Annotated in this window: 19 protein-coding genes, 1 tRNA gene and 2 pseudogenes; 14 read left to right on the top strand and 8 right to left on the bottom strand. The window is 70.5% G+C overall.

Going from position 1 to position 23,412, the window contains the following annotated elements:
• Position 1 precedes the first annotated feature (1 nt).
• The 5 genes from RCR19_RS10790 (at position 2) to RCR19_RS10770 (ending at position 6,288) form a co-directional block, all read left to right on the top strand.
• The gene (locus RCR19_RS10790; RefSeq protein WP_331269404.1) at positions 2-1,162 is read left to right on the top strand and encodes an ABC transporter ATP-binding protein; all 1,161 of its coding nucleotides are present in this window, start codon (positions 2-4) and stop codon (positions 1,160-1,162) included.
• The gene (locus RCR19_RS10785) at positions 1,162-2,091 is read left to right on the top strand and encodes an ABC transporter permease (RefSeq protein ID WP_331264944.1); all 930 of its coding nucleotides are present in this window, start codon (positions 1,162-1,164) and stop codon (positions 2,089-2,091) included. The genes RCR19_RS10790 and RCR19_RS10785 overlap by 1 nt, the downstream gene beginning before the upstream one ends.
• Positions 2,092-2,892 (top strand): ABC transporter permease, encoded by an 801-nt coding sequence (locus tag RCR19_RS10780; protein ID WP_059129026.1) that lies wholly within the window; start codon positions 2,092-2,094, stop codon positions 2,890-2,892.
• 23 nt (positions 2,893-2,915) lie between these two features.
• A complete protein-coding gene (locus RCR19_RS10775; RefSeq protein ID WP_331264943.1) occupies positions 2,916-4,334 on the top strand; it encodes an FAD-dependent oxidoreductase in 1,419 nt (472 codons plus the stop codon).
• 145 nt (positions 4,335-4,479) lie between these two features.
• Positions 4,480-6,288 carry a glycoside hydrolase family 18 protein gene (locus RCR19_RS10770; protein WP_331264942.1) on the top strand — a complete coding sequence of 603 codons (1,809 nt, stop codon included), beginning with the start codon at positions 4,480-4,482 and terminating at the stop codon, positions 6,286-6,288.
• On the opposite strand, the gene RCR19_RS10765 is transcribed toward RCR19_RS10770, so the two are convergent.
• The 5 genes and pseudogenes from RCR19_RS10765 to gabT all read right to left on the bottom strand — a co-directional run bounded on the left by RCR19_RS10765 (position 6,227) and on the right by gabT (position 9,362).
• Complete coding sequence (locus RCR19_RS10765; RefSeq protein ID WP_331264941.1) at positions 6,227-6,943, bottom strand: phosphatase PAP2 family protein; 717 nt, start codon at positions 6,941-6,943, stop codon at positions 6,227-6,229. The genes RCR19_RS10770 and RCR19_RS10765 overlap by 62 nt on opposite strands.
• 138 nt (positions 6,944-7,081) lie before the next feature.
• Positions 7,082-7,156, bottom strand: a tRNA-Trp gene (locus RCR19_RS10760).
• A 96-nt stretch (positions 7,157-7,252) separates the two neighbouring features.
• On the bottom strand, positions 7,253-7,417 hold the full coding sequence (locus tag RCR19_RS10755; protein WP_331264940.1) for a hypothetical protein: 165 nt from the start codon (positions 7,415-7,417) through the stop codon (positions 7,253-7,255).
• A gap of 282 nt (positions 7,418-7,699) precedes the next feature.
• A pseudogene (locus RCR19_RS10750) lies at positions 7,700-7,897 on the bottom strand (phosphoesterase); the annotation flags it as partial.
• Between the two features lie 130 nt (positions 7,898-8,027).
• Positions 8,028-9,362 (bottom strand): 4-aminobutyrate--2-oxoglutarate transaminase, encoded by a 1,335-nt coding sequence (gene gabT, locus RCR19_RS10745; RefSeq protein ID WP_331264939.1) that lies wholly within the window; start codon positions 9,360-9,362, stop codon positions 8,028-8,030.
• Between the two features lie 305 nt (positions 9,363-9,667).
• Between gabT and RCR19_RS10740 the strand changes: the two genes are divergently transcribed.
• The 3 genes from RCR19_RS10740 to RCR19_RS10730 all read left to right on the top strand — a co-directional run bounded on the left by RCR19_RS10740 (position 9,668) and on the right by RCR19_RS10730 (position 15,210).
• Entirely contained in the window at positions 9,668-11,788 is a 2,121-nt protein-coding gene (locus tag RCR19_RS10740) for an ATP-binding protein (protein WP_331264938.1), read from the top strand.
• 168 nt (positions 11,789-11,956) lie between these two features.
• Complete coding sequence (locus RCR19_RS10735) at positions 11,957-13,624, top strand: PucR family transcriptional regulator (RefSeq protein ID WP_331264937.1); 1,668 nt, start codon at positions 11,957-11,959, stop codon at positions 13,622-13,624.
• A gap of 140 nt (positions 13,625-13,764) precedes the next feature.
• Entirely contained in the window at positions 13,765-15,210 is a 1,446-nt protein-coding gene (locus tag RCR19_RS10730) for an aldehyde dehydrogenase family protein (protein ID WP_331264936.1), read from the top strand.
• A 127-nt stretch (positions 15,211-15,337) separates the two neighbouring features.
• On the opposite strand, the gene RCR19_RS10725 is transcribed toward RCR19_RS10730, so the two are convergent.
• Positions 15,338-16,045, bottom strand: a complete 708-nt coding sequence (locus RCR19_RS10725; RefSeq protein WP_331264935.1) for an ABC transporter — start codon at positions 16,043-16,045, stop codon at positions 15,338-15,340.
• Between the two features lie 207 nt (positions 16,046-16,252).
• Positions 16,253-16,444, bottom strand: a pseudogene (locus tag RCR19_RS10720) (BTAD domain-containing putative transcriptional regulator); the annotation flags it as partial.
• A 386-nt stretch (positions 16,445-16,830) separates the two neighbouring features.
• Between RCR19_RS10720 and RCR19_RS10715 the strand changes: the two are divergent.
• From RCR19_RS10715 to RCR19_RS10705, 3 genes are read left to right on the top strand one after another with little or no spacing between them, the layout of a single operon-like run.
• On the top strand, positions 16,831-17,499 hold the full coding sequence (locus RCR19_RS10715) for a DUF4097 family beta strand repeat-containing protein (protein WP_331264934.1): 669 nt from the start codon (positions 16,831-16,833) through the stop codon (positions 17,497-17,499).
• 13 nt (positions 17,500-17,512) lie between these two features.
• Entirely contained in the window at positions 17,513-18,475 is a 963-nt protein-coding gene (locus RCR19_RS10710) for an ATP-binding cassette domain-containing protein (protein WP_331264933.1), read from the top strand.
• Positions 18,472-19,263: an ABC transporter permease gene (locus tag RCR19_RS10705; protein ID WP_331264932.1), complete on the top strand. Its 792-nt coding sequence runs from the start codon at positions 18,472-18,474 to the stop codon at positions 19,261-19,263. The genes RCR19_RS10710 and RCR19_RS10705 overlap by 4 nt, the downstream gene beginning before the upstream one ends.
• A gap of 111 nt (positions 19,264-19,374) precedes the next feature.
• On the opposite strand, the gene RCR19_RS10700 is transcribed toward RCR19_RS10705, so the two are convergent.
• Positions 19,375-21,243 (bottom strand): anti-sigma factor antagonist, encoded by a 1,869-nt coding sequence (locus tag RCR19_RS10700; protein WP_331264931.1) that lies wholly within the window; start codon positions 21,241-21,243, stop codon positions 19,375-19,377.
• Positions 21,244-21,636: 393 nt separating this feature from the next.
• On the opposite strand from RCR19_RS10700, the gene RCR19_RS10695 reads away from it, so the two are divergent.
• The 3 genes from RCR19_RS10695 to RCR19_RS10685 all read left to right on the top strand — a co-directional run bounded on the left by RCR19_RS10695 (position 21,637) and on the right by RCR19_RS10685 (position 23,375).
• The gene (locus RCR19_RS10695) at positions 21,637-22,431 is read left to right on the top strand and encodes an IclR family transcriptional regulator (protein WP_331264930.1); all 795 of its coding nucleotides are present in this window, start codon (positions 21,637-21,639) and stop codon (positions 22,429-22,431) included.
• A gap of 153 nt (positions 22,432-22,584) precedes the next feature.
• Positions 22,585-23,178 (top strand): acyl-CoA thioesterase domain-containing protein, encoded by a 594-nt coding sequence (locus tag RCR19_RS10690; protein WP_331264929.1) that lies wholly within the window; start codon positions 22,585-22,587, stop codon positions 23,176-23,178.
• Positions 23,142-23,375 carry a hypothetical protein gene (locus tag RCR19_RS10685; protein ID WP_331264928.1) on the top strand — a complete coding sequence of 78 codons (234 nt, stop codon included), beginning with the start codon at positions 23,142-23,144 and terminating at the stop codon, positions 23,373-23,375. Before RCR19_RS10690 ends, RCR19_RS10685 begins: the two co-directional genes overlap by 37 nt.
• The last annotated feature ends 37 nt before the right edge of the window (positions 23,376-23,412 follow it).

Raw genomic sequence — 23,412 nt, 5'->3', positions numbered from 1 at the left:
GATGACGACGGACAACAGCGGCGATGTCCGCCTCTCCGGGATCGGCAAGACCTACGGCTCCTTCACCGCCGTGCACCCGCTCGACCTGACCGTGCCGCAGGGCTCCTTCTTCGCCCTGCTCGGCGCGTCCGGCTGCGGCAAGACCACCACCCTGCGCATGATCGCCGGTCTGGAGGAGCCTTCCTCCGGGACGGTCCACCTCGGCGACCAGGACGTCACCCGTCTGCCCCCGTACAAGCGGCCGGTGAACACCGTCTTCCAGTCCTACGCCCTCTTCCCGCACCTCGACATCTTCGAGAACGTCGCCTTCGGTCTGCGCCGTCGCGGCATCAAGTCGGTGAAGAAGCAGGTCGAGGACATGCTGGACCTGGTGCAGCTGGGCGAGCAGGCGCGCAAGAAGCCGCACCAGCTCTCCGGCGGCCAGCAGCAGCGCGTCGCGGTGGCCCGCGCACTGATCAACCACCCGAAGGTGCTGCTCCTCGACGAGCCGCTCGGTGCCCTCGACCTCAAGCTGAGGCGCCAGATGCAGCTGGAGCTCAAGCGCATCCAGACCGAGGTGGGCATCACCTTCATCCATGTCACGCACGACCAGGAGGAGGCCATGACGATGGCCGACACCGTCGCCGTGATGAACGCGGGCCGCGTCGAACAGCTCGGCTCGCCCAGCGATCTGTACGAGAACCCCCAGACCACCTTTGTCGCCAACTTCCTCGGCACCTCCAACCTGATCGAGGCCGAGGTGGACTCCAAGAGCGGCGACCGGATCATCCTGAAGGCGGGCGGAGGCAAGCTCACCCTGCCGGAGGCGCGATGTTCCGCGCCGGCGACGGCGGGCGGAAAGGTACTGGTCGGCGTACGACCGGAGAAGATATCCCTCACCCATGCCGACGACGCGGGCGACATCCCCGAGGGCCGCAACCGCATCTCGGGACGCATCGCCGACTCCAGCTTCATCGGGGTGTCCACCCAGTACGTCGTCGACAGCCCGGTCTGCCCGGAGTTCGAGGTCTACGCCCAGAACATCGACCGCGACCCGCGACTGGTGCCCGGCGCCGAGGTCGTCCTGCACTGGAATCCCGCGCACACCTTCGGACTGGACGCCGCCCAGGACATCGACGCGGGTGTGGAGACGGTAGAGCCCGAGGAAGGGGTGGCCGCCTGATGGCCGCCGTCACCGAGGCGCCCGCGCCACCGGCGCCCGCCACGCCCGCGACGAAGCCCCCGCGCAGGCGGGGCCGCTTCACGCCGTACTGGCTGCTGCTGCCCGGCATCCTGTGGCTGCTGGTCTTCTTCGCGCTGCCGATGATCTACCAGGGCTCCACGTCCGTGCAGACCGGTTCCCTGGAGCAGGGCTACAAGGTCACCTGGCACTTCGCGACCTACTGGGACGCGCTGTCGACGTACTGGCCGCAGTTCCTGCGCTCGGTCCTGTACGCGGCCGCAGCGACGCTGCTGTGCCTCGTCCTCGGCTACCCGCTCGCGTACCTCATCGCGTTCCGCGCCGGCCGCTGGCGGAATCTGGTGATGATCCTGGTCATCGCGCCGTTCTTCACGAGCTTCCTGATCCGTACGCTCGCCTGGAAGACGATCCTCGCGGACAACGGACCGGTCGTCGGCGCCCTCAACACGCTGCACGTGCTGGACGTCACCAACTGGCTCGGCTGGACCGCGGGGGACCGGGTGCTCGCCACCCCGCTCGCGGTGGTCTGCGGTCTGACGTACAACTTCCTGCCGTTCATGATCCTGCCGCTCTACACCTCGCTCGAGCGCATCGACGGCCGCCTCCACGAGGCGGCCGGGGACCTGTACGCCACCCCGTTCACGACATTCCGGAAGGTCACCTTCCCGCTGTCGATGCCGGGCGTGGTCTCCGGCACGCTGCTGACCTTCATCCCGGCCGCGGGCGACTACGTCAACGCCGACCTGCTGGGCTCCACCGACACCCGGATGGTCGGCAACGTCATCCAGACACAGTTCCTGCGGATCCTCGACTATCCGACGGCGGCGGCGCTCTCGTTCATCCTCATGGCCGCGATCCTCGCCATGGTCACCTTCTACATCCGCAGGTCCGGCACGGAGGATCTGGTCTAAATGGGATTCGTCAACTGGTTCAAGCGCCATCTCGTCGTCCTCGCCGGACTGGTGACCCTCGGATACCTCCTGCTGCCGAACATCGTCGTGACGGTGTTCTCCTTCAACAAACCAAAGGGGCGCTTCAATTACGAATGGCAGCAGTTCTCGCTGGACGCGTGGAAGGACCCGTGCGGTGTCGCCGACATGTGCGGCTCGCTGTCGGTCAGCCTTCAGATCGCCGTCTGGGCCACGATCGGGGCCACGGTCCTCGGCACGATGATCGCCTTCGCGCTGGTCCGCTACCGCTTCCGGGCGCGCGGCGCGGTGAACTCGCTGATCTTCCTGCCGATGGCCATGCCCGAGGTGGTCATGGCCGCCTCGCTGCTGACCCTGTTCCTCAACATGGGTGCTCAGCTGGGTTTCTGGACGATCCTCATCGCCCACATCATGTTCTGCCTCAGCTTTGTCGTCACCGCGGTCAAGGCACGTGTCATGTCGATGGACCCGAGGCTGGAACAGGCCGCGCAGGACCTGTACGCGGGCCCGCTGCAGACCTTCCTGCGGGTCACCCTGCCGATCGCGGCACCCGGAATCGCCGCGGGCGCGCTGCTCGCCTTCGCGCTCTCCTTCGACGATTTCATCATCACGAACTTCAACGCGGGCTCGACCGTCACCTTCCCCATGTTCGTCTGGGGCTCGGCGCAGCGCGGTACGCCCGTCCAGATCAATGTCATCGGCACGACCATGTTCGTCCTCGCCGTTCTGTTCGTCCTTCTCTCCATGGCCGTGGGCAACCGCCGGAACCGCCGGAAGGCGTAATGCATCTGTAGGGAGTTGACATCATGGCCCCGAGCGCCATGACCCGTTGGACCACATCTCTTTCCGAAGCCCGGCCCGTCCCGTTCTGGCTGGACGACCCGGGCAGGCCCCACCCCGAACCCGCTCTCACCGGCGCCGAGACCTGCGATCTGCTGGTCGTCGGCGGCGGCTACAGCGGACTGTGGACCGCGCTCATCGCCAAGGAGCGCGATCCGCAGCGGGACGTCGTACTGCTCGAGGGCCGCGAGGCGGGCTGGGCCGCCTCGGGCCGCAACGGCGGGTTCTGCGCCGCCTCCCTCACACACGGCCTGGCCAACGGGGTCGCCCGCTGGCCGGACGAGATCCACAAGTTGCAGGAGCTGGGCGCCCGCAATCTCGACGAGATCGAGAAGGCGGTCGCCCGCCACTCCCTGGACTGCGACTTCGAGCGCACCGGTGAGATCGACGTGGCGACCGAGACGTACCAGGCCTTCGAACTCCGTGACTGGTACGAGGAGACGGTGCGCCGGGGCCTTGCCGAGGACACCGAGTTCCTGGACGCGGAGGCGGTGCGGGAGCAGGTCGACTCGCCGACCTTCGTCGCCGGTCTGTACGACCGCCGGGGCGTCGCGTTGGTCCACCCGGCCAAGCTGGCCTGGGGGCTCAAACGAGCCTGCCTCCGGCTGGGCGTCAGGTTCTACGAGCACACACCCGCGCTCACACTGAAGCCGTACGGGGCCGGCATGGCCGTGCGCACCCCCTACGGCCGGGTGCGCGCCCGCCGCGTCGCACTCGGCACGAACATCTTCCCGAACCTGGTCAAGCGGGTCCGCTCCTACACCGTGCCGGTCTACGACTACGCGCTGATGACCGAGCCGCTGAGCCCCGACCGTCTTGCGTCCATCGGCTGGAACGAGCGGCAGGGCCTCGGGGACTCGGCCAACCAGTTCCACTACTTCCGGCTCTCCGCCGACAACCGCATCCTGTGGGGCGGCTACGACGCGATCTACTCGTACGGCGGCCGGGTGCGAGCCGAGTACGACGACCGCCCGGAGACCTACGCGAAGCTCGCCGAGCACTTCTTCGGCTGCTTCCCGCAGTTGGAGGGAGTCCGCTTCACGCACGCGTGGGGCGGCGCGATCGACACCTGCTCGCGTTTTTCGGCGTTCTTCGGGACGGCGTACCGGGAGAGGGTGGCGTACGCGGCCGGTTACACGGGCCTCGGTGTCGGGGCCACCCGCTTCGGGGCCGAGGTGATGCTCGATCTGCTGGCGGGGGAGCGCACGGAGCGGACCGAGCTGGAGATGGTCCGCAAGAAGCCCCTGCCGTTCCCGCCGGAGCCCTTCGCCTGGACGGGCATCGCACTGACCAAGTGGTCCCTGGCCCGTGCCGACGCGCACGACGGCCGGCGCAACCTCTGGCTGAAGACGATGGACCGGCTGGGTCTGGGCTTCGACAGCTGACCCGGAACGCGGGCGGGGGTCTGCCGGGAACTCCCGGAAGGCCCCCGCCCGCGTTCCGTCACCGGCGGAGGTCTTGACAACCGAATTGGTCTGGACCAAGTTGGGCGCGCTCCACCCTCCAATTCCCCCATGCCCGGAGGCACTTGTGGATCGCACCAGACCCTTCGTCCGGCGACGGCTGCTGGCCGTGTGCACGGCAACGGCCCTGGCCCTGCCCGGCCTGGCCGCGCTCGCTCCGGCCGCCCGCGCGGCCGATGTGGACCTCGCGCGCAACGGCGGTTTCGAGTCCGGCCTCGACGGCTGGAGCTGCACCGCCGGCACCACCGTCGGTTCCCCGGTGCACAGTGGAACCTCGGCGCTGCAGGCGACCCCGGCCGGCAGCGACAACGCCCAGTGCAGCCAGACGGTGACGGTACAACCGAACGCGCAGTACACACTCGGCGGACAGGTCCGCGGCAGCTACGTCTACCTGGGCGCGAGCGGCACCGGCACCACCGACGTGTCCACCTGGACCCAGTCGGCGACCGACTGGCAGCAGCTCACGACGACCTTCCGCACCGGCCCCTCCACCACCAAGGTCACGATCTACACGCACGGCTGGTACGGCACGGGCGCCTACTACGCCGACGACATCTCGCTGGTCGGACCGGGCGCGATCGCCGGCCAGCCGCCCGCCGCGCCGTCCGGACTGAGGACCGGCGCCGTCACCTCCTCCAGCGTCGCCCTGTCCTGGTCGGCGGTCACGGGCGCCGCGAGCTATGCCGTCTACCGGGACGGCGCGAGGGTCCAGACGGTCGCCGGCACATCGGCCACCGTGACCGGCCTGGCGCCCGCCACGGCATACGGCTTCCAGGTGGCGGCCGTCAACGACGCGGGGGAGTCCGCGAAGTCGGCGACGGTGACCGCGACGACCGCCGCGGGATCGGGGGGCTCCGTCGGCCTTCCGGCACACGCCCTGGTCGGCTACCTCCACGCGAGCTTCGCCAACGGCTCCGGGTACACGCGTCTTGCGGACGTCCCCGACAGCTGGGACGTCATCGACCTCGCCTTCGGTGAACCGACCTCCGTCACCTCGGGCGACATCCGGTTCACCCGGTGCCCGGTCACCGAGTGCTCCGGTGTGGAGAGCGACGCCGACTTCAAGGCGGCCGTCAAGGCCAAGCAGGCGGCCGGCAAGAAGGTGCTGATATCGATCGGCGGCCAGAACGGCCAGGTGCAGCTGACGACCACGGCGGCCCGGGACGCCTTCGTCTCCTCGGTCTCGAAGATCATCGACACATACGGCCTCGACGGCCTGGACATCGACTTCGAGGGTCACTCGCTGTCCCTGAACGCGAACGACACCGACTTCAGGAACCCGACGACCCCGGTGATCGTCAACCTGATCTCGGCCCTGAAGACCCTGAAGGCCAGATACGGCTCCGGGTTCGTGCTGACGATGGCCCCGGAGACGTTCTTCGTCCAGATGGGCTACCAGTACTACGGCACGGGCAAGTGGGGCGGTCAGGATCCCCGGTGCGGGGCGTACCTCCCGGTGATCCACGCCCTGCGCGACGATCTCACGCTGCTCCACGTCCAGGACTACAACTCCGGCCCGATCATGGGCCTGGACAACCAGTACCACTCCATGGGCGGGGCGGACTTCCACATCGCGATGACCGACATGCTCCTCACCGGCTTCCCGGTGGCGGGTGACGCGAACAACGTCTTCCCGCCGCTGCGGCCCGACCAGGTGGCGATCGGCATGCCGGCGTCGACCAACGCGGGCAACGGCTACGTGGCCCCGTCGGAGGTCACGAAGACCCTCGACTGCCTGACCAGAAAGGCGAACTGCGGTTCGTACACCACCCACGGAACCTGGCCCGGCCTGCGCGGCCTGATGACCTGGTCGATCAACTGGGACCGGTTCGGGAGCTGGGAGTTCCAGCGGACGTTCGACGGCTACTTCGGCTGAGGCACAGCCACAGCGAGTACAGCAGCATCGCGCACAGGCACCAACTGCCCAGCACGTCCAGGGGCCAGTGGTAACCGCTGCGGACCAGCCCGAAGGCGACACCCGCGTTCAGGGTGAGCCAGACGGCGAGGAGCTGGAGGCGGGCCTGGGGCGTGTGCAGCCAGGGCGACAGGACCAGGGCCGCCGCGCCGTAGGCGATCATCGCGGTGGCCGTGTGCCCCGAAGGGTAGAAGCCCGTGACCGGGCCCATGAGCGGTGGGCCCGGCCGGGCGAACAGCGTCTTCAAGGCGAGGATGAGCACGGGATAGGCGGCCGTCAGCCCGGCCGCGGCGGCGGGCGGCAGCCACCATCGGTGCGCACCGGCGTCCCGCCCCCGCTGGGCGACCCAGGTCAGCACGATGACCAGCAGCGGAACGGCGATGGTGGCACTGCCCAGGTCGGCGAGGAGTTCCGAGATCCGGCTCGGACGGACCAGGGCCGTGCCCAGCCGTTCGTCCACCCGCACCAGCGGCCCGCGGACGGCGACCTGCCAGGAGAGCAGGAGAAAGAGAAGTCCCAGCGGGCCCAGAACGCGAGCAGGCCGCCCCGGGAGCGGTGGCATTCCACCGTGCACCGCAGGCGGGTCCTCCAGCTCTGGCTCCGGGATGCGCGACACGCTGTACAGCTTCGCAGGCAGTGCGGCCGGCAGTACCCGCGGGTGCCCGCGCGTGGCGGACGTGGCATCCCTGAGCGGTACGTCGACACCCGCCGCGCGGTCCAACGCGTGCCGACCTGCCGGCCGGTGACAGGAGAGCGGAACCGGCCGGATTCGAACCGGCGTCCTCGCGATTTTGGAGACCGCGCGCGACGACCTCTGCGCTACGGCTCCGCCCGGCCGACAGGGTGGCCGTGGGCCTGACGGCACGGCGTCCGATTTTCGCCGGGGCGGTGCGCGCGGACCGTCACCCCGACCCGGACCCGGTCCTCACGTCGACGGCACGGCAGTGGGGGCACACGCGTTGCGGCCGTATCCCCGGGTCAGTCCCTGGCAGCGGGTGCACGGGCCGATCTGTTCCGGGGAGCAGCCCAGCACGAGCGCGGCGGACACCCGGTCCGTCGTGGGGTCGATGCGTCTGGGCGCCTCGTCCATATGTCCGAATGTAGCGACTGTGCCCGCTTCGGTGGATCCGACCCGCCGTGCACCGAACGCCGTACGGCACCCGGCCTGTCGGACGGCCGGGTGGAGTGGGGTTCCCGGCGTGCGATCCGTGCGAGGAGGTGCGCCGGGCGCCGGCATGTCCGCGTGGCCCCGGCCGGAGCCGCGAGTGGGTCCGGACACACTGAAGGGCCGGCACAAGGGGGGGTGTGTGCCGACCCTTCAGGTGGACAGCTCTCCCGTCTACGTCCCGTGACCTGCTTGCGCGGGTGCGACGGGGGTGGTTCCGAGACGGCCGTCCGGATCGGGGTGCCGCCCGCCCCGGGGGGTTTGGGGCGTGCGGCCGTCCGATCGGTGAGGAGATCCAGAGCCGGAAGCTCCGGGTGTGTGCGCGAGGGCACGACCAGGTCGAAGCTGGGGAGGCCTCGGCCCGATGTCACCCACAGTCCCCTGTGGGTGGGGTGTTTCTCTCATCTGGGTAGAACCTACGGCAGGGAAAACGGCTCCGACAGCCGGAAAGGCGTCTTGCCATCCACCTCGCACACGTTCTTCACACCCTCTGACCTCCGCGGCCCCAGCGGCGGCGACGCGGGCGGGGGCGGGCTCAGATGCGCGCGAAGGCCTGCTCGATGATGTCGAGACCCTCGTTCAGCAGGTCCTGGCCGATGACGAGCGGCGGCAGGAAGCGCAGCACGTTGCCGTAGGTGCCGCAGGTCAGGACGAGCAGGCCCTCCTGGTGGCAGGCCTTGGCCAGTGCGCCGGTGGCCTCCGGGTTCGGCTCCTTGGTGGTGCGGTCCTTGACCAGCTCGATCGCGATCATCGCGCCGCGGCCGCGGATGTCGCCGATGATGTCGAACTTCTCGGCCATCGCCGTGAGGCGGGCCTTCATGGTCTCCTCGATCTCCTTCGCCCGAGTGTTGAGGTCGAACTCCTTCATGGTCTCGATCGCGCCGAGCGCACCCGCGCAGGCGACCGGGTTGCCGCCGTAGGTGCCGCCGAGGCCGCCCGAGTGCGCGGCGTCCATGATCTCGGCGCGGCCGGTCACGGCGGCGAGCGGCAGACCGCCCGCGATGCCCTTGGCGGTGGTGATCAGGTCCGGGACGATTCCCTCGTCCTCGCACGCGAACCACTGGCCGGTGCGGCAGAAGCCGGACTGGATCTCGTCGGCGACGAAGACGATGCCGTTGTCCGTGGCGAACTTGCGCAGCGCGGGCAGGAAGCCCTTCGCGGGCTCGATGAAGCCGCCCTCACCGAGCACCGGCTCGATGATGATCGCGGCCACGTTGTCCGCGCCGACCTGCTTGGTGATCTGGTCGATGGCCTGTGCGGCGGCCTCGGGGCCGCAGTTGTCCGGACCGGTGGGCCAGCGGTACGCGTACGCCAACGGCATGCGGTAGACCTCGGGCGCGAACGGGCCGAAGCCGTGCTTGTACGGCATGTTCTTGGACGTCAGCGCCATCGTCAGGTTGGTCCGGCCGTGGTAGCCGTGGTCGAAGACGACGACCGCCTGGCGCTTGGTGTAGGCGCGGGCGATCTTGACCGCGTTCTCGACGGCCTCGGCGCCCGAGTTGAACAGGGCGGACTTCTTGGCGTGATCACCCGGCGTGAGCTCGGCCAGCGCCTCGGCGACGGCGACGTAGCCCTCGTACGGCGTGACCATGAAACAGGTGTGGGTGAAGTCCTGGAGCTGCGCGGAGGCGCGGCGTACGACGGCCTCGGCGGAGGCGCCCACGGACGTCACCGCGATGCCGGAGCCGAAGTCGATCAGACGGTTGCCGTCGACGTCCTCGATGATCCCGCCGCCCGCGCGCGTGGTGAAGACCGGCAGCACGGAGCCCACGCCCTGCGCGACCGCGGCGGTACGGCGGGCCTGCAGCTCCTGCGACTTCGGGCCGGGGATGGCGGTGACGACGCGACGCTCCTGCGGAAGTGCGGTCATGGGGGCTCCCTGATGATCGTGCGAACCGGCCCGGGGACTCGGTGCACCCGCGCTGCGGCGGGCCGGGTGCTCCGGGCGGGGGTGCTTTTCGGACGCTTACCTTCTTTTCTCGCAGGCTAAGGCGGGCAATGGAAGGTGGGCATGCTCCATGTGGGCGCCTTGGCCGCCTCCGCTTGTCCGTGGTGGACATAGTGTGCGGGGGCGCGCCCTCGCGGTCCCGGCCGCATATGCGGCGAACTCCCTTGGCGGGGGCGCTAGATTGACTCGCGGACGGTGCACGGAGCGGCTGGTCAGGGGGCAAGGCGATGGACAGCGACGGGACGCAGGACGCACGGGTCGCACGGGCCGGTTCCGTGCCGCGTCCGGCGGGACCGCCCCAGGTGCCGCCCCGGCCGGCGCACGCCCCCGGGACGCCACCGCCCCCGGACGGTCCCGCGTTCCTGGCCTGGGTGCGAACGCCACGGCCGCAGGCGGCGCCCGGCGTGTGGCGCTTCGGCCACCGGCCGCGGCCCGAACAGGAGCCCGAGCGGACGCCGACCCGGCAGCTGCTCAGCGGAGCGCTCATCGCCTTCCTGGTGGGCTGGCTGATCTGGTCGCTGCTGTGGAACGGCTACCTCGGCGGCTGGTGGGTCGTCCCCCTCGAGCTGTTCACCCCCGACTCCTGGCGCCACAGTGGCGACCGCGTCGGGAACGCCTTCCTCTGGTACGGCTACTACACGCTCATCGCCCTCGCGATCATGATCACCGTCGGCAAGCTGGGCCGCTGGGGTGAGGTCTGGCGGCGGTTCGGGCCGCCCGCGTGGCGCGCCGCCGCGCCGCCCGTGCACGAGCGGCCCCCGGCACCCGAGGAGGACCCCGCGCAGTGGAACCAGCTGCGCGCCGCGGGGGCGCAGGACGCCGCCGACCGGCTCGCCGCCGACGCCCGTGCGGGACGTATGCGCGACGTCGACCACGCCCGTATCGCGCGCGCCTGGCAGGGCGTGCACAGCGGCCGGCACGGTCTCGCCGCCTTCACCGGCGCGGTCCTCAAGGACGGCGCGGCCGCCTGTCTGCACCCCTCCGGGGAGCGCGACCTGCCGGCCCGGATCGCGCTGCACGATCTGATCACCGGACAGGTACGGCTCGGGTCCACCGTCGACGACCCCCGCAACCCCTACGCCTACCGCGGGTCCGGGCTCGCCCTCGGCCCCGATCTGCTGGGCACCTCCCTGGTCGCGGTGGGGCCCGCAGGTTCCGGCAAGACCGGCTCGGTGGTCCGGCCCCTCGCCGAGTCGCTGTGTCTGCAGGCGCTGGCCGGACGCGCCGCCGTGGTCGTCGTCGGCGCGGCGGGTGCGGGCCTGGGACCCGCGGACGCCTATGACGTCGTCGTCCGCGTCGGCCAACCCGAATCCGTCTACGACCTCGATCTGTACGGCGGGACCACCGACCCGGACGAAGCGGCGGCGGTGCTGGCCGAGGCGCTCGTGGGTGACCTCGCCGACCCCCGTCCCGGCGGGGACAGCCGCCGCTCCACGACCGTGCTGGCCCAGCTCCTCGGCCCGTTCCGGGCCGTGCACGGCCGGTTCCCGTCCGTGCCGGAACTGCGGCAGCTCCTGGACGGCGCGTCCGGTCCGCTCGCCGCGCTGCGCAAGGCCCTGCAGGACACCGGGCGGGACTCGCTGCTGCGGGAACTGGACGCGCGCGAGCGGCAGGCGGCACAGCCGGGCGATGTGGGAAGCGTCCTCGCGGACCGGGTCGCACTGCTCGACCGGCCCGCCTTCGCCCCGTTCTTCGACACCTCCGGGCAGTCCCGGCCGTTCTCGCTGCGGGCCCTGGACCACCCGGTGCGCGTCCGGATCGATCTTCCGGAGCGCGGCCACGCGGATGCCTCCCGCATCCTCGCGCGGCTGGTGCTCGCCCAGTTCACGGCCAGTGTCGCGACGCGCGAGGACCGGTCCCTCTTCGCGTGCCTGGTGCTCGACGACGCGACGGGCGTGGTGACCCCCGAGTCCGTCCGGGGCATCCAGCGGCTGCGCTCCGCGAACGCCGGGACCGTGCTCACCCTGCGCACCCTCGACGACGTGCCCCGGCCCCTGCGCGGCCCGCTGCTCGGCGCGACCGGCTGCCGGATGGCCCTGTCCGGGCTCACCCCCTGGGACGGGCAGGACTTCGCCGAGGTGTGGGGCAAGGAGTGGATCGAGGCGCGGGACGTCACCGACCGGCAGATCATCGCCGAGACCCCGGCGGGCAAGGCGTTGCACGCGCTGCGCCGCGTGATCACCGGGCGTGCGCCGACCGCCCGCGCGGTGACCGTCCGCCAGGTCGAACGCGAACGGTGGTCCGCCTCCGAACTGGCGCATGCGGTCCCACCCGGGCACGCGGTGCTCTCGCTGACGAATGTGAAGGGTGAGCACGCGCCCCCGCTGCTGGTGGACCTGCGGGGCTGAGTACGGCGGACGGATGTCCGGGCTTCGGGGCACATGGCGACCGTACGGTGAGGCAGAATCGGCATAGGCCGTTCATACGTGGCGGCCAAAGGATCACAAAGATCACGGAATCCGTGGCGGATCACGGTTTCCGTGAAGAGACCCCGTCCGTGCCGACCTGAAGGCCTCATGCCCCCGACGCTCGCCTCGCTCGTCCACCACTCCGCGCTGAAGCTGACCGTGCGCGCGGGCGAGGACCATCTGGACGTCCCCGTCCGCTGGGCGCACGTCAGCGAACTCGCCGACCCCGTGCCCTACATGGAGGGCGGCGAACTGCTGCTGATCACGGCGCTGAAACTGGACGCCGACGATCCCGAGGCCATGAGCCGGTATGTGAAGCGGCTGGTGGGCGCGGGAGTGGTCGGGCTCGGATTCGCCGTCGGGGTGAACTACGACGACGTCCCGAAGGCCTTGGTGGACGCGGCGCGGGAGGAGGGGCTCCCGCTGCTGGAGGTGCCTCGGCGCACCCCCTTCCTCGCCATCAGCAAAGCCGTCTCCGCCGCCATAGCGGCCGACCAGTACCGGGCCGTGACCGCGGGCTTCGCCGCCCAGCGGGAGCTGACCAAGCAGGCCCTGACCGACGGTCCCGAGGGCCTGCTCGCAGCGCTCGCCGGGCAGGTCGACGGCTGGGCCGCGCTCTACGACGCCTCGGGTGCCGTCGTCGCGGCCGCACCAGAGTGGGCGGGGCGGCGGGCCGCACGGCTCACCGCCGACGTGGAGCGGCTGCGGGAGCGGCCCGCGCCGGCCAGTTCCGTGGTGGGAGGGCCGAGCGGTGAGGACCGGGTCGAGCTGCACTCCCTGGGCACCGGGCGGCGTCCGCGCGCCGCGCTCGCCGTGGGCACGGCCGCCGCACTGGGCACCGCCGAGCGGTACGCCGTCCACTCCGCGATCGCCCTGCTGACCCTCACCACCGAGCGCTCCCGCTCCCTGCACGCCGCCGAGCAGCGGATCGGGGCCGCCGTGCTGCGCATGCTGCTGGCCGGGGAGCCGGACCACGCGCGCGCGGTGGCCGGTGACCTGTACGGCGACCTCCTCGACGCGCCCTTCCGGCTGATCCTCGCCGAGTCGGCGTCCGCGTCGGCGGCCCGCGCGCACGCCGACGGTCACGCGCGCTCGGCGCCCACGGCGCCGGCCGCCGCGGTGCTCGCCGCCGCCGGCATGAACGGTGATCCGCTGAGCGGTCTTGCCGAGATCGTCGAGTCCGCCGCGGCGCGCTCCGGCGAGGCGGTGCTCGTCGTTCCCGAGGGGGAGCGGCTGGTGGTGCTCGCCGCCGACGGAGGCGCGGCCGTCGCCGCCTGCCAGGAGTACGCGCTCGCGGTGCAGGCCGCACGCGCGGCGACGCTGGAACAGGCCGCCGCCGACGAGGACGAGCTGGTGGTGGGGCTGTCCGCCCCAGCGGGACCGATCGCCGCGGCTGCCGCGTACAAGCAGGCCGAACAGGCGCTGTCGGTGGCCCGGCGCCGGGGCCGGTCGCTGGTCGAGCACGAGGAGCTGGCGGCCGGCTCGGTACTGCCGCTGCTCGCGGACGACGCGGTGCGCGCCTTCGCGGACGGACTGCTGCGCGCCCTGCGCGAACACGACGCCACGGGACGGGGCGACCTGGTCGCCTCACTGCGGGCCTGGCTCTCCCGCCACGGCCAGTGGGACGCGGCTGCGGCCGACCTCGGCGTCCACCGCCACACGCTGCGCTACCGGATGCGGCGGGTCGAGGAGATCCTCGGGCGTTCGCTCGACGATCCGGACGTCCGCATGGAGCTGTGGCTGGCACTGAAGGCGACGGCCGCGGCGGGGGAGTGATCCCCCCTCCGTGCCTGTACAAGGCGTAGAACACCCGCCCTGTACTGCTACTCCCCGGACAAACGACCCAGCGCCGCCCCGGGCCTACCGTGGACCACGAACTCCACGCACACCAACCTCGGAAGGGCCGGGACCCGATCATGACCTCCACCCACGCCTTCTGGCTCGCCGGCCGCCGGGCCACCGGTGAGACCACCTTCGACGTCACCTCGCCGTGGGACGGCCGGCTCGTCGGCAAGGTCAGCGTTCCGACCGAGGCCCAGGTCGAGGAGGCGGTGGCCGCCGCGTACGCCGTACGGGACGAGTTCGCCGCCACGCCGGCCCACGTCCGCGCCGCCGCCCTCGATCATGTCTCCAAGCGCCTCGCCGAGCGCACCGAGGAGATCGCGCAGCTGATCTCCGCCGAGAACGGCAAGCCCGTCAAGTGGGCCCGCGGTGAGGTGGGCCGTGCCGTCTCGGTGTTCCGGTTCGCGGCCGAGGAGGCCCGTCGCTTCAACGGCGGCGAGGCCCAGCGGCTGGACACCGACGCCGGCGGCCAGGGCCGGCTGGCGCTGACCCGGCGCTTCCCGAAGGGTGTCGTCCTCGGGATAGCACCGTTCAACTTCCCGCTGAACCTGTGCGCCCACAAGATCGCCCCCGCCATCGCCGCGGGCGCCCCGATCATCCTCAAGCCGGCGCCCGCCACTCCGCTGTCCGGCCTGATCATCGGTGACCTGCTCGCCGAGACCGACCTGCCGGCCGGGTCCTGGTCGATCCTGCCGGTCGGCAACGACCGCATGCCCGCCCTGGTCCAGGACGAGCGTCTGCCCGTCATCTCCTTCACGGGCTCCGACCGGGTCGGCTACGCGATCATGGACTCGGTGCCCCGCAAGCACCTCACCCTGGAACTCGGCGGCAACGGCGCGGCCGTCGTCCTCGGTGACTACGCGAGCGACGCGGACCTGGACTGGGCCGCGAGCCGCATCGCCACGTTCTCCAACTACCAGGGTGGCCAGTCCTGCATCTCCGTGCAGCGTGTGATCGCCGACGCGGCGATCTACGAGCGACTGCTGCCGCGCATCGTCGCCGCGGTCGAGGCGCAGGTCACCGGCGACCCCTCGGACGATGCGACGGACGTCGGCCCGCTGGTGAGCGAGGACGCGGCGAAGCGTGTGGAGACCTGGGTCGACGAGGCCGTCGCCGCCGGCGCCACCCTGCTGGCCGGCGGCAAGCGTGACGGTGCCTCCTACGCGCCGACGGTCCTGACCGATGTGCCGGCCGATGTGACCATCTCCTGCGAGGAGGTGTTCGGGCCGGTTCTCACCGTACGGAGGGTGGACGGCGAGGCCGAGGCCTTCGCTGCGGTCAACGACTCCAAGTACGGCCTTCAGGCGGGCGTGTTCACCCACGACCTCCAGACCGCCTTCCGGGCGCACCGTGCACTGGAGGTGGGCGGTGTCGTCATCGGCGACGTGCCTTCCTACCGTGCGGACCAGATGCCGTACGGCGGCGTCAAGCAGTCCGGTGTGGGACGCGAGGGCGTGAAGTTCGCGATGGACGACTACACCTACGAGCGCGTCCTGGTCCTCACAGGCCTCGCCCTCTGAGACCTCGGTCCCACCGACGGCCGAAGCCCGCTGTGCGGGGGCTTCGGCCGTCGGTGCCTTGGCCGGGAACGCAAGAGGCGCCACGGTCCGCCGCGCCTTCGGCCGTCCGCCGAGTGCGGCCGCTGTGTCAGTCCAGGATGTGCCGCAGATAGGACCGGGGGTCGGCGAGGTAGCGGCGCCAGTGGTCGACCAGGGCGAGCTCGCCCCAGGCCACCCGGCGCATGCCGTGGTCGCCGACCTCGATGATGTCCGCACCCGGCAGCGCGGTCAGCAGCGGTGAGTGCGTGGCGCAGACGACTTGGCCGCCGCTTCGCACCAACTGGTCGACGTGGCCGAGCAGTTCCAGGCAGGAGGAGAACGAAAGCGCGGCCTCCGGCTCGTCCATCACATACAGACCGGGATGCAGGAACTTCCCCCGGAACGCCGCGAGGAAGCCCTCCCCATGGCTGACCGACTCCGGTGCGAACCCTTCCCGGTCCAGCGCGTTCAACGCCGTCTCGGCGCGCAGGAAGAAGCCCTTGCGGGCGGACCAACTGCCCAGCATTCGCCGTCCGCGCGGTGCCGCGTCGAAGCGGATCCGCTCACCGAGCACCGACCTGGGACGGTGACTGGCATGGCGCCAGTCGTGCGAACCACCCCAGGAGTCCAGGCCGAAGCCCTCGGCGAGAGCCTCGACCAGCGTCGACTTGCCCGACCCGTTCTCGCCGACCAGATAGGTCACGGGCGCGGTGAAGCGCAAGCCGTCCGCCACGAGCCCGCGCACGCAAGGCAGGAACCAGGGCCACTCCCCCTCGCCGGGCGAGACGCCGCTAACGTACGCGCGTTCGATAATCATGGTTGAGTCTCCCACGCGGTGCGGTCGGGGACGCGTCGATCAGAGCCGTCGAGTCCGTGCGCGCCTGGTGATCGGGCGGCCTCGGGTGCCGGACGCCCAGGACGATCCTCCAACGCGGCCGCTCGGTTCGGCAGTAGCAACGCCACCAGCGTGCGTTCGCCGTCCCGGAGGACGGTTCAGCCGACGCTACAGACATGGAACACGTGTGAGGATGCGTCGGTGAAGCTGCTGCAACTCGCGGCCGGGATCGATACCCAGTTCCCGAGCGAGATGCCTGCGTACCTGCTCGTAGGCACTGAGGGCATCCGCCTGCCGACCGGAGCGGTAGAGGGCGAGCATCTGCAGCTCACGAAGGCGTTCACGCAAAGGGTTTGCCGCGATCAGCAAGGTCAGGTCGGCCGACTCGATCGCGAGCTACGGCGATGAGGCGCTGAACGGCTCGCGCATCGCACCGTCTCCAGTGACCGTTTCGGGTTCGTACGGAGGACTTCGCGGTCCTGCTCCACGGCGCGGCCGATGTTCTCGTCGTGGGCTCCTGCCGGGGGTGGGCGCGCTGACCCGGCCCGCAGGTCTGCGGCATAGCGTTCACCTCCATTCATTGCAACGGACGCAGTGGAGCGCGTTGCATTAGATTTCCTTCCAGTGCAACGATTCTTACCAATCTACCTGCAGTGATGGGGATTTCGCGCAACAAGCTTGTTGCCGGACTTTCGAATGCAACGTAGCGTTTCCATCGTCAGAAAGGGCGCTCGAAGGGGCGCGCGACGCAGAAGAAGGAGCGCACGATGCAGAGGTTCGACACCCCCGCCCCGGTCTCGGCCGTCCTCGACATCCCTGCGGGACGCATCCGGCTCATCGCCGCCGACCGGGCCGACACCGTGGTCGAGGTCCTGCCCGTGGATGCCTCGAAGGGCCGCGATGTGAAGGCGGCGGAGCAGACCACGGTCGAATTCGCCGACGGCGTTCTGCGGATCGAGGCCTCGACGGCGAAGAACCGCATGCTCGGCAACACCGGATCCATCGAGGTGACCGTCCAACTGCCCGCCGGTTCCCATGTCGAGGCGAAGACGGCCGGCGCCGGGTTCCGGGGCGTCGGACGGCTCGGCGACGTCGTCTTCGAGGGCGCGCAAGGCGCGGTCGAGGTCGACGAGGCCGCCAGTGTCCGTCTCACCGTCCTCGCCGGAGACGTCACGGTCGGCCGTCTGGGCGGCGCCGCGGAGATCAGCACGCAAAAGGGCGACATCCACATCACCGAGGCCGTGCGCGGCACGGTCGCACTGCGCACCGAGCACGGCGAGGTGTCGATCGGTGCCGCTCAAGGAGTCTCCGCCTCCCTGGACGCCGGCACCGGCCACGGCCGGATCCACAACGCACTCAAGAACACCGAGGGCACCGCCGAGCTGACCGTCCACGCGACCACCGCCTACGGCGACATCACCGCCCGCAGCCTCTGAAGGAGCACCCACCATGACCGAACTGGCCATCGCTGCCGACGGGCTGCGCAAGTCCTACGGCGACAAGACCGTCCTCGACGGCATCGACCTGGCAGTCCCGGAAGGAACGATCTTCTGCTTGCTCGGCCCGAACGGCGCGGGCAAGACCACCGCCGTCAAGATCCTGTCCACCCTCATCTCCCCCGACCCCGCCAGTGGCCCGATCCGCGTCGGCGGCCACGACCTGGCCACCGAAGCGCAGGCCCTGCGCGCCGCGATCGGTGTCACCGGACAGTTCTCCGCCGTCGACAGCCTGATCACCGGTGAGGAGAACATGCTCCTCATGGCGGACCTGCACCATCTGTCCAAGCGCGAGGGGCGGCAGGTCACCGCACGGCTGCTGGAGCGCTTCGACCTCATCGAGGCCGCCGGGAAACCCGCTTCCACCTACTCCGGCGGCATGAAGCGCCGCCTCGACATCGCCATGACCCTGGTCGGCAACCCGCGGATCATCTTCCTCGACGAGCCGACCACCGGCCTCGACCCGCGCTCGCGCCACAACATGTGGCGGATCGTCCGCGAGCTCGTCTCCGACGGCGTCACCGTCTTCCTCACCACCCAGTACCTGGAGGAGGCCGACGAGTTGGCCGACCGCATCGCCGTGCTCAACGACGGCAGGATCGCCGCCGAGGGCACCGCCGAGGAGCTGAAGCGGCTCGTCCCCGGCGGACACGTCCGGCTCCGCTTCACCGACCCGGCCTCCTACCGGAGCGCCGCCACCGCACTGAGCGGGGCCTCCCGGGACGACGAGGCACTCACGCTGCAACTCCCGAGCGACGGCAGCCAGCGTGAACTGCGTTCCATCCTCGACCGGCTGGACTCGGCCGGCATCGAGGCCGACGAACTGACCGTGCACACCCCCGACCTCGACGACGTCTTCTTCGCCCTGACCGGCGGCGCCGGCGTCCCCGACCAGCCCAAGGAGTCCGTCCGATGAGTTCCCTCTCCCTCGCCGTACGCGACTGCTCCACGATGCTGCGGCGCAACCTGCTGCATGCCCGTCGCTACCCCTCGCTCACCCTGAACCTGCTGCTCACGCCGGTCATGCTGCTGCTGCTCTTCGTCTACATCTTCGGCGACACCATGAGTGCCGGGATCGGCGGCGGCGGTCCCGACCGCACCGAGTACATCGCCTACATCGTCCCGGGCCTGCTGCTGATGACCGTCGGCAGCACCGTGGTCGGGACCGCGGTCTCCGTCTCCAACGACATGACCGAGGGCATCATCGCCCGCTTCCGTACGATGGCGATCCACCGCGGTTCCGTGATCGTCGGACACATGATCGGCAGCGTGCTCCAGTCGATCATCAGCGTGGTTCTCGTCGGTGCACTCGCCGTGGCGATCGGCTTCCGCTCCACCGACGCCACCGTTCTGGAGTGGCTCGCGGCGTTCGGACTCCTTGTGCTCTTCGCCATGGCGCTCACCTGGATCGCGGTCGGCATGGGCCTGGTCAGCCCGAACGCCGAGGCCGCGGGCAACAACGCGATGCCGCTGATCCTGCTGCCGTTGCTGTCCAGCGCGTTCGTCCCCATCGACGCGATGCCGGGCTGGTTCCAGCCGATCGCCGAGTACCAGCCGTTCACGCCCGCCATCGAGACCCTGCGTGGCCTGCTGCTCGGCAGCGGCATCGGCAACAACGGATGGCTCGCCGTCGCCTGGTGCCTGGGTCTCGCGGTGCTCGGCTACTTCTGGTCGACCTCGAAGTTCAACGACGACCCGAAGTAACCGCCGTGCCGACGCGGGTCACCTCCGCGCCCGTCCCACCCGAGGGCGGCGTACCCCGACAGTCCGTCGGTGTGCGCCGCCCCGTTCGTGTACGTCCAGCGGCGTCGATCTCTAGGCGGAGGCAGGCTTCGTACGCAGAGTTCGTAGAACGAGCGACGGTGAAAGCAGGCGCGTGGGGGGCTCGAGCAGGTTGATCACACCGAGCAGAGTCCGGCCGAGTCCGGCATCGACGGTGGCGGCTCGTCGATAGCGGTCGAGGTACCGGTTCATGAGTTTGTCAATGGGCGTCCGCTTGCCTTCCACTTCGGGAAAGCGCAGGTCGCCACCCGCCGAAAGCGCCCAAGGCGTGTCGAGGAGCTTCGCGGCCGACCGGTGGAAACGCCGAGGCAGGTTCTCGACCCCTTCACGCAGCAAACTGCTGAGCAGGACGGCCTCCATAGCGGCCACGCTCATCCCCTGACCGTAGACGGGATTGAAACTGCACAGTGCGTCACCGAGGATGACCAGCCCCTCCGGGTGCCGGTCCACCTTCTCGTAGTGCCGGCGGACGCTCTGGGGATAGCGCATCTTCGCCGGCTCGCTCAACGGCTCGGCGGTCTTCATGATCTCGACGATCTGGGGAGCGCCGAGGGACTCGGCGAAAGCGAGCATCCCGTCGGGGTCCGTCGGCGGTTCCTCGCCCAACATGCCTGTCAGCGCGAGGGAGAAGCGCCCGCCTTCCTGTCGCAGGACGTTCGCCGACCGGGGCTGACCGGGGGAGGCGGTGAAACTCACCGCCAGCTTTCCGTCCAACAGGCCCGGTTCACTGCGGTAGTGCCGGTGCACATAGACCATGTCCACGCGGATCGTGGATTGCGGCACCGTGGGGAAGCCGAGCTGCGACAGCCATACACCGGCCCGCGATCCACGCCCGGACGCGTCGACGACGAGATCGGCGGGCATCTCGTACTCCTGTGCGTTCACGCCGGGTTGATGGAGGCGGACACCGGACACCCGATCGCCCCGCCGGTCCGTGACAAGACCTGTCACCTCACAGGCGTCCATGACGGTGACGCCGGGAAGAGACGTCGCGACGCGTCGGCGGACAACGTGCTCGAGCAACGGACGGGTCGGCGCTATACCGATGATTCCGGACTCGGCCTGACGCATGAGATGCCCGTCGAGATACCAGAGAGCGTCCTTCTGCAGATCGCCACGCGGCGCGCCCCCGTCGGCCAGTTCCTGCGTGATGCCCGGAAGGAGCTCCTCCAACGCCGCCGTGCCGCTCGCCAGAAGGCCGTGCAGTTGCCGGCTCTGCGGCACACCCCGTCGCGGCGCCGCCGTGTCGGGCAGGGTGTCGCGGTCGACGACCGTGACCTTGTCGAACCTGTCGTGGAGGGCACGTGCGGCAAGGAGTCCTGCGATGCTCCCGCCAATGACGACCGCGTGCCGAGAATTCCCGCGGACGGTGACGGATGGGCTACTCATTGTGTCTGTCTTTCGCTGTACGTGGCTGATGCCGGACCGGACACCATCCGTACGGTGCCTGGCGGCCCGTACGGCACGACCGTAAGGAGGGCAAGTGCTCAAGAAGTGCCGGTCCCGTCGTGCGCGATACCGGGCCCCGGCCGGACCTCTTCCATGGGGTCGGTCCGCGCCCGCCGGCTCGAGCGCGTCCGAGAGGGTCCGGTGGGCGGGGATCGTCTCGGACAGCCGGGTGATCCGCAGCAGATCCCTGGTCAACCCGTACGGGCACACCAGATGCAGCCGGCCGTGGCACCGGCGGGCGGCGTGGTGGGCGCGGACCAGCACCCGCAGACCACTGGCGTCACAGAAGGTGAGTCCGGACAGGTCCAGGACGATCCTGGCGGGGCCGTGACGCGTGATGACGTCATGGAGGTGGCCGTCCAGCAGGTCTGCGGTCGCGATGTCCAGTTCACCCGTGACCTCGACGACCGGGCAGTCGTCCGTGCGACGGGTGGAAACCGTCAAACGCTCCATCGTGTTCACCTTTCGTGCCCGGCCACGCCGTGTGCCGGGCCGCTGTCCGGGGGCAGGGGCCGGTGGGGGAATTCGTTCGCCCGGGGCGGACCGATCCACGGCGACGGGGAGGGGAGAGGCCATGGCGTCGGTCCGTTTCCGGAGGCGATGAATGAACTCTCGGCCGGGCGGTCCGCTCGTGTGGACCTGAGTCCGTATTTCCGAACCACTCGCGCGAGATCACCGGGCGGATCCGGATATGCGGAATCCGGGCCCAGGAGCGCCGTCCTGCGGCATTCAGACTGCTCGACGGGTGCGTGAGATGCTCGGAGGAAGAAAGCTGCGCACCGTTTCGCCGACCGGCGATGCGGCGCGGCGGCCGGCCATCGCTGCCTGACATGAAGGAGTGCGGTGATGTCGACGCTCACGAAAGCCGGTCAATTGCTGGATCTCTTCACCGTCGCCGCGCCGGTGTGGGGTGTGAGCGAAGTGGCTGTGTCACTGGGTATTCCGCGGTCCACCGCTCACTCACTTCTGACCGGACTCACGGAGATCGGGCTTTTGCAGGCACGGCGTCGCGGCCGGTACGAATTGGGGTGGCGCGCATTCGAGCTCGGAGAGGTGCACCGCTCGTCCTCGGCCCTGATTCCCGCGGCGCACCCCGTCATGGAGGATTTCGTCCGCCGACTCGGGGAGACCGTCTGTCTGGGCGTCTTCCTGCGTGGTTGTGTGCTGTTCATCGACAAGGTCGTGGGTGACGATCCCCTGTCGGTGCTGGGGCCGCGCGTGGGGGCCCGCTACGAGGCGCACGGCTTCGCGTCCGGCAGGCTGCTGCTCGCCGACCGGCCGTCCGTGGCGACGGAACGGCAGTTGCGTGCGCGGCCCCTGCGCGGACCGATCACGCGCCTGCCGGTCGACATCGACGCTCTGGTACGGAGGTTGGGGGACATCCGACGCACCGGACTGTCCTTCGACCACGGCGAGACGGTCCAGGACGTCGGGTGCGTCGCGACGGGCGTACGAGGTCCCCATGGGGAGGTCGTCGCCTCGCTCAGCATCAGCGCCCCCCTGCGCCGCTTCACCCGGCGCGAATCCCAGCTCGTGGTCGCGGTGAGGGGCGCCGCCGCACAGGTCACCGAGCGCTTGCGGGCGTTGGAGCGCCCCGCGGGGTGGCGTGCACCGGCGGTGGCGTGTGTCCCGTCCGGGTGACCGGTGGCGCCGACGGCGCACCGCCGTACGGTTCGGCGTCGGGGCGACAGCGGTTGGAATGTTCGGGTACGCGACCTACGGTGGGTTTGGAATGCAAACTCACCCTGTGAGGGGGACAGCACGCCTGGTGGAGTCCCGGACACGGCGAACACCATGAACCCCGGCCCCGGAACGGCCCGCATCGCCCCCTCCTGGCGGTCCTGGGACGGCGCCCAAGGCGGGTACGTGGCCGCCCTCGCCCTCGGCGCCATGCGCGAGGACCTGGTCCGACGGGCCGGCGAGGCGGCTCCCGTCCGCACCCTGGGTGCGCACTTCCTGGCCCCTGTGGACGAACGCCCGCTCCGCTTCACGGCCCGAACCCTGCGCGAGGGCCGTCGTACATCGATGTGCACCCTCACCGCGAGACAGGGCGGCGCCCCGGTGCCGGCAGGCTCGGCGGTGTTCGAGTGGGGAGGCGCAGGTCCGGCCCTCGCCGATCCGCCGGCGCCGCCCGCGCCGGCCCCCGAGGCGTGCCCACCGCTCACCGTCCCGTGCGACCTGGCGGCCTTCGCGGCCCATCTGGAGATCCGACCGGCGAGCGGGGCCCGGCCGCTCGGCGGGGGCCCGCTCGCCGAACTCCTCGCCTGGCTGCGCTTCACCGACCGCAGGCCGCTGGACGCGGGCACACTGGTCGTCCTCGCGGATGCGCTGCCGCCCGGTCTGTTCGCCGTGTGGACCGTCCCCCGTCCCGTGCCGACGCGGAACTGACCGTTCACTTCACCGACGCCCTGGACGCCGCACCGGTCGAGGACCGGGTCCTGGTCCGGATCCGCACCGAGTACGCCGGCGGCGGCTGGACTGTCGAGGACAGCGCCCTGTGGTCCACCACCGGTCGACTCCTCGCCCTGGCAGGCCAGGCACGCGTCCTGCGCAACGGCTCCCGGGCCGCACACGGCGACGGCTGACCGGCCCCGGCGGTCGCTGCTCCGTGCGGATGCGGCC

It is taken from the genome of Streptomyces sp. WAC07094 (genome assembly GCF_036320405.1).
GTDB lineage: Bacteria > Actinomycetota > Actinomycetes > Streptomycetales > Streptomycetaceae > Streptomyces > Streptomyces lannensis.
The sequence above is the reverse complement of the archived record's forward strand: the minus strand, read 5'-3'. Positions and strand labels throughout refer to the sequence as shown.

Coding starts and splice junctions, on each gene's coding strand:
- RCR19_RS10780 (WP_059129026.1), top strand. CDS start 2,092: ATGGGATTCGTCAACTGGTTCAAGCGCCATCTCGTCGTCCTCGCCGGA.
- RCR19_RS10740 (WP_331264938.1), top strand. CDS start 9,668: ATGGACAGCGACGGGACGCAGGACGCACGGGTCGCACGGGCCGGTTCC.
- RCR19_RS10715 (WP_331264934.1), top strand. CDS start 16,831: ATGCAGAGGTTCGACACCCCCGCCCCGGTCTCGGCCGTCCTCGACATC.
- RCR19_RS10785 (WP_331264944.1), top strand. CDS start 1,162: ATGGCCGCCGTCACCGAGGCGCCCGCGCCACCGGCGCCCGCCACGCCC.
- RCR19_RS10705 (WP_331264932.1), top strand. CDS start 18,472: ATGAGTTCCCTCTCCCTCGCCGTACGCGACTGCTCCACGATGCTGCGG.
- RCR19_RS10695 (WP_331264930.1), top strand. CDS start 21,637: ATGTCGACGCTCACGAAAGCCGGTCAATTGCTGGATCTCTTCACCGTC.
- RCR19_RS10700 (WP_331264931.1), bottom strand. CDS start 21,243: ATGGAGCGTTTGACGGTTTCCACCCGTCGCACGGACGACTGCCCGGTC.
- RCR19_RS10710 (WP_331264933.1), top strand. CDS start 17,513: ATGACCGAACTGGCCATCGCTGCCGACGGGCTGCGCAAGTCCTACGGC.
- RCR19_RS10755 (WP_331264940.1), bottom strand. CDS start 7,417: ATGGACGAGGCGCCCAGACGCATCGACCCCACGACGGACCGGGTGTCC.
- RCR19_RS10790 (WP_331269404.1), top strand. CDS start 2: ATGACGACGGACAACAGCGGCGATGTCCGCCTCTCCGGGATCGGCAAG.
- RCR19_RS10725 (WP_331264935.1), bottom strand. CDS start 16,045: ATGATTATCGAACGCGCGTACGTTAGCGGCGTCTCGCCCGGCGAGGGG.
- RCR19_RS10735 (WP_331264937.1), top strand. CDS start 11,957: ATGCCCCCGACGCTCGCCTCGCTCGTCCACCACTCCGCGCTGAAGCTG.
- RCR19_RS10730 (WP_331264936.1), top strand. CDS start 13,765: ATGACCTCCACCCACGCCTTCTGGCTCGCCGGCCGCCGGGCCACCGGT.
- gabT (WP_331264939.1), bottom strand. CDS start 9,362: ATGACCGCACTTCCGCAGGAGCGTCGCGTCGTCACCGCCATCCCCGGC.
- RCR19_RS10775 (WP_331264943.1), top strand. CDS start 2,916: ATGGCCCCGAGCGCCATGACCCGTTGGACCACATCTCTTTCCGAAGCC.
- RCR19_RS10690 (WP_331264929.1), top strand. CDS start 22,585: ATGAACCCCGGCCCCGGAACGGCCCGCATCGCCCCCTCCTGGCGGTCC.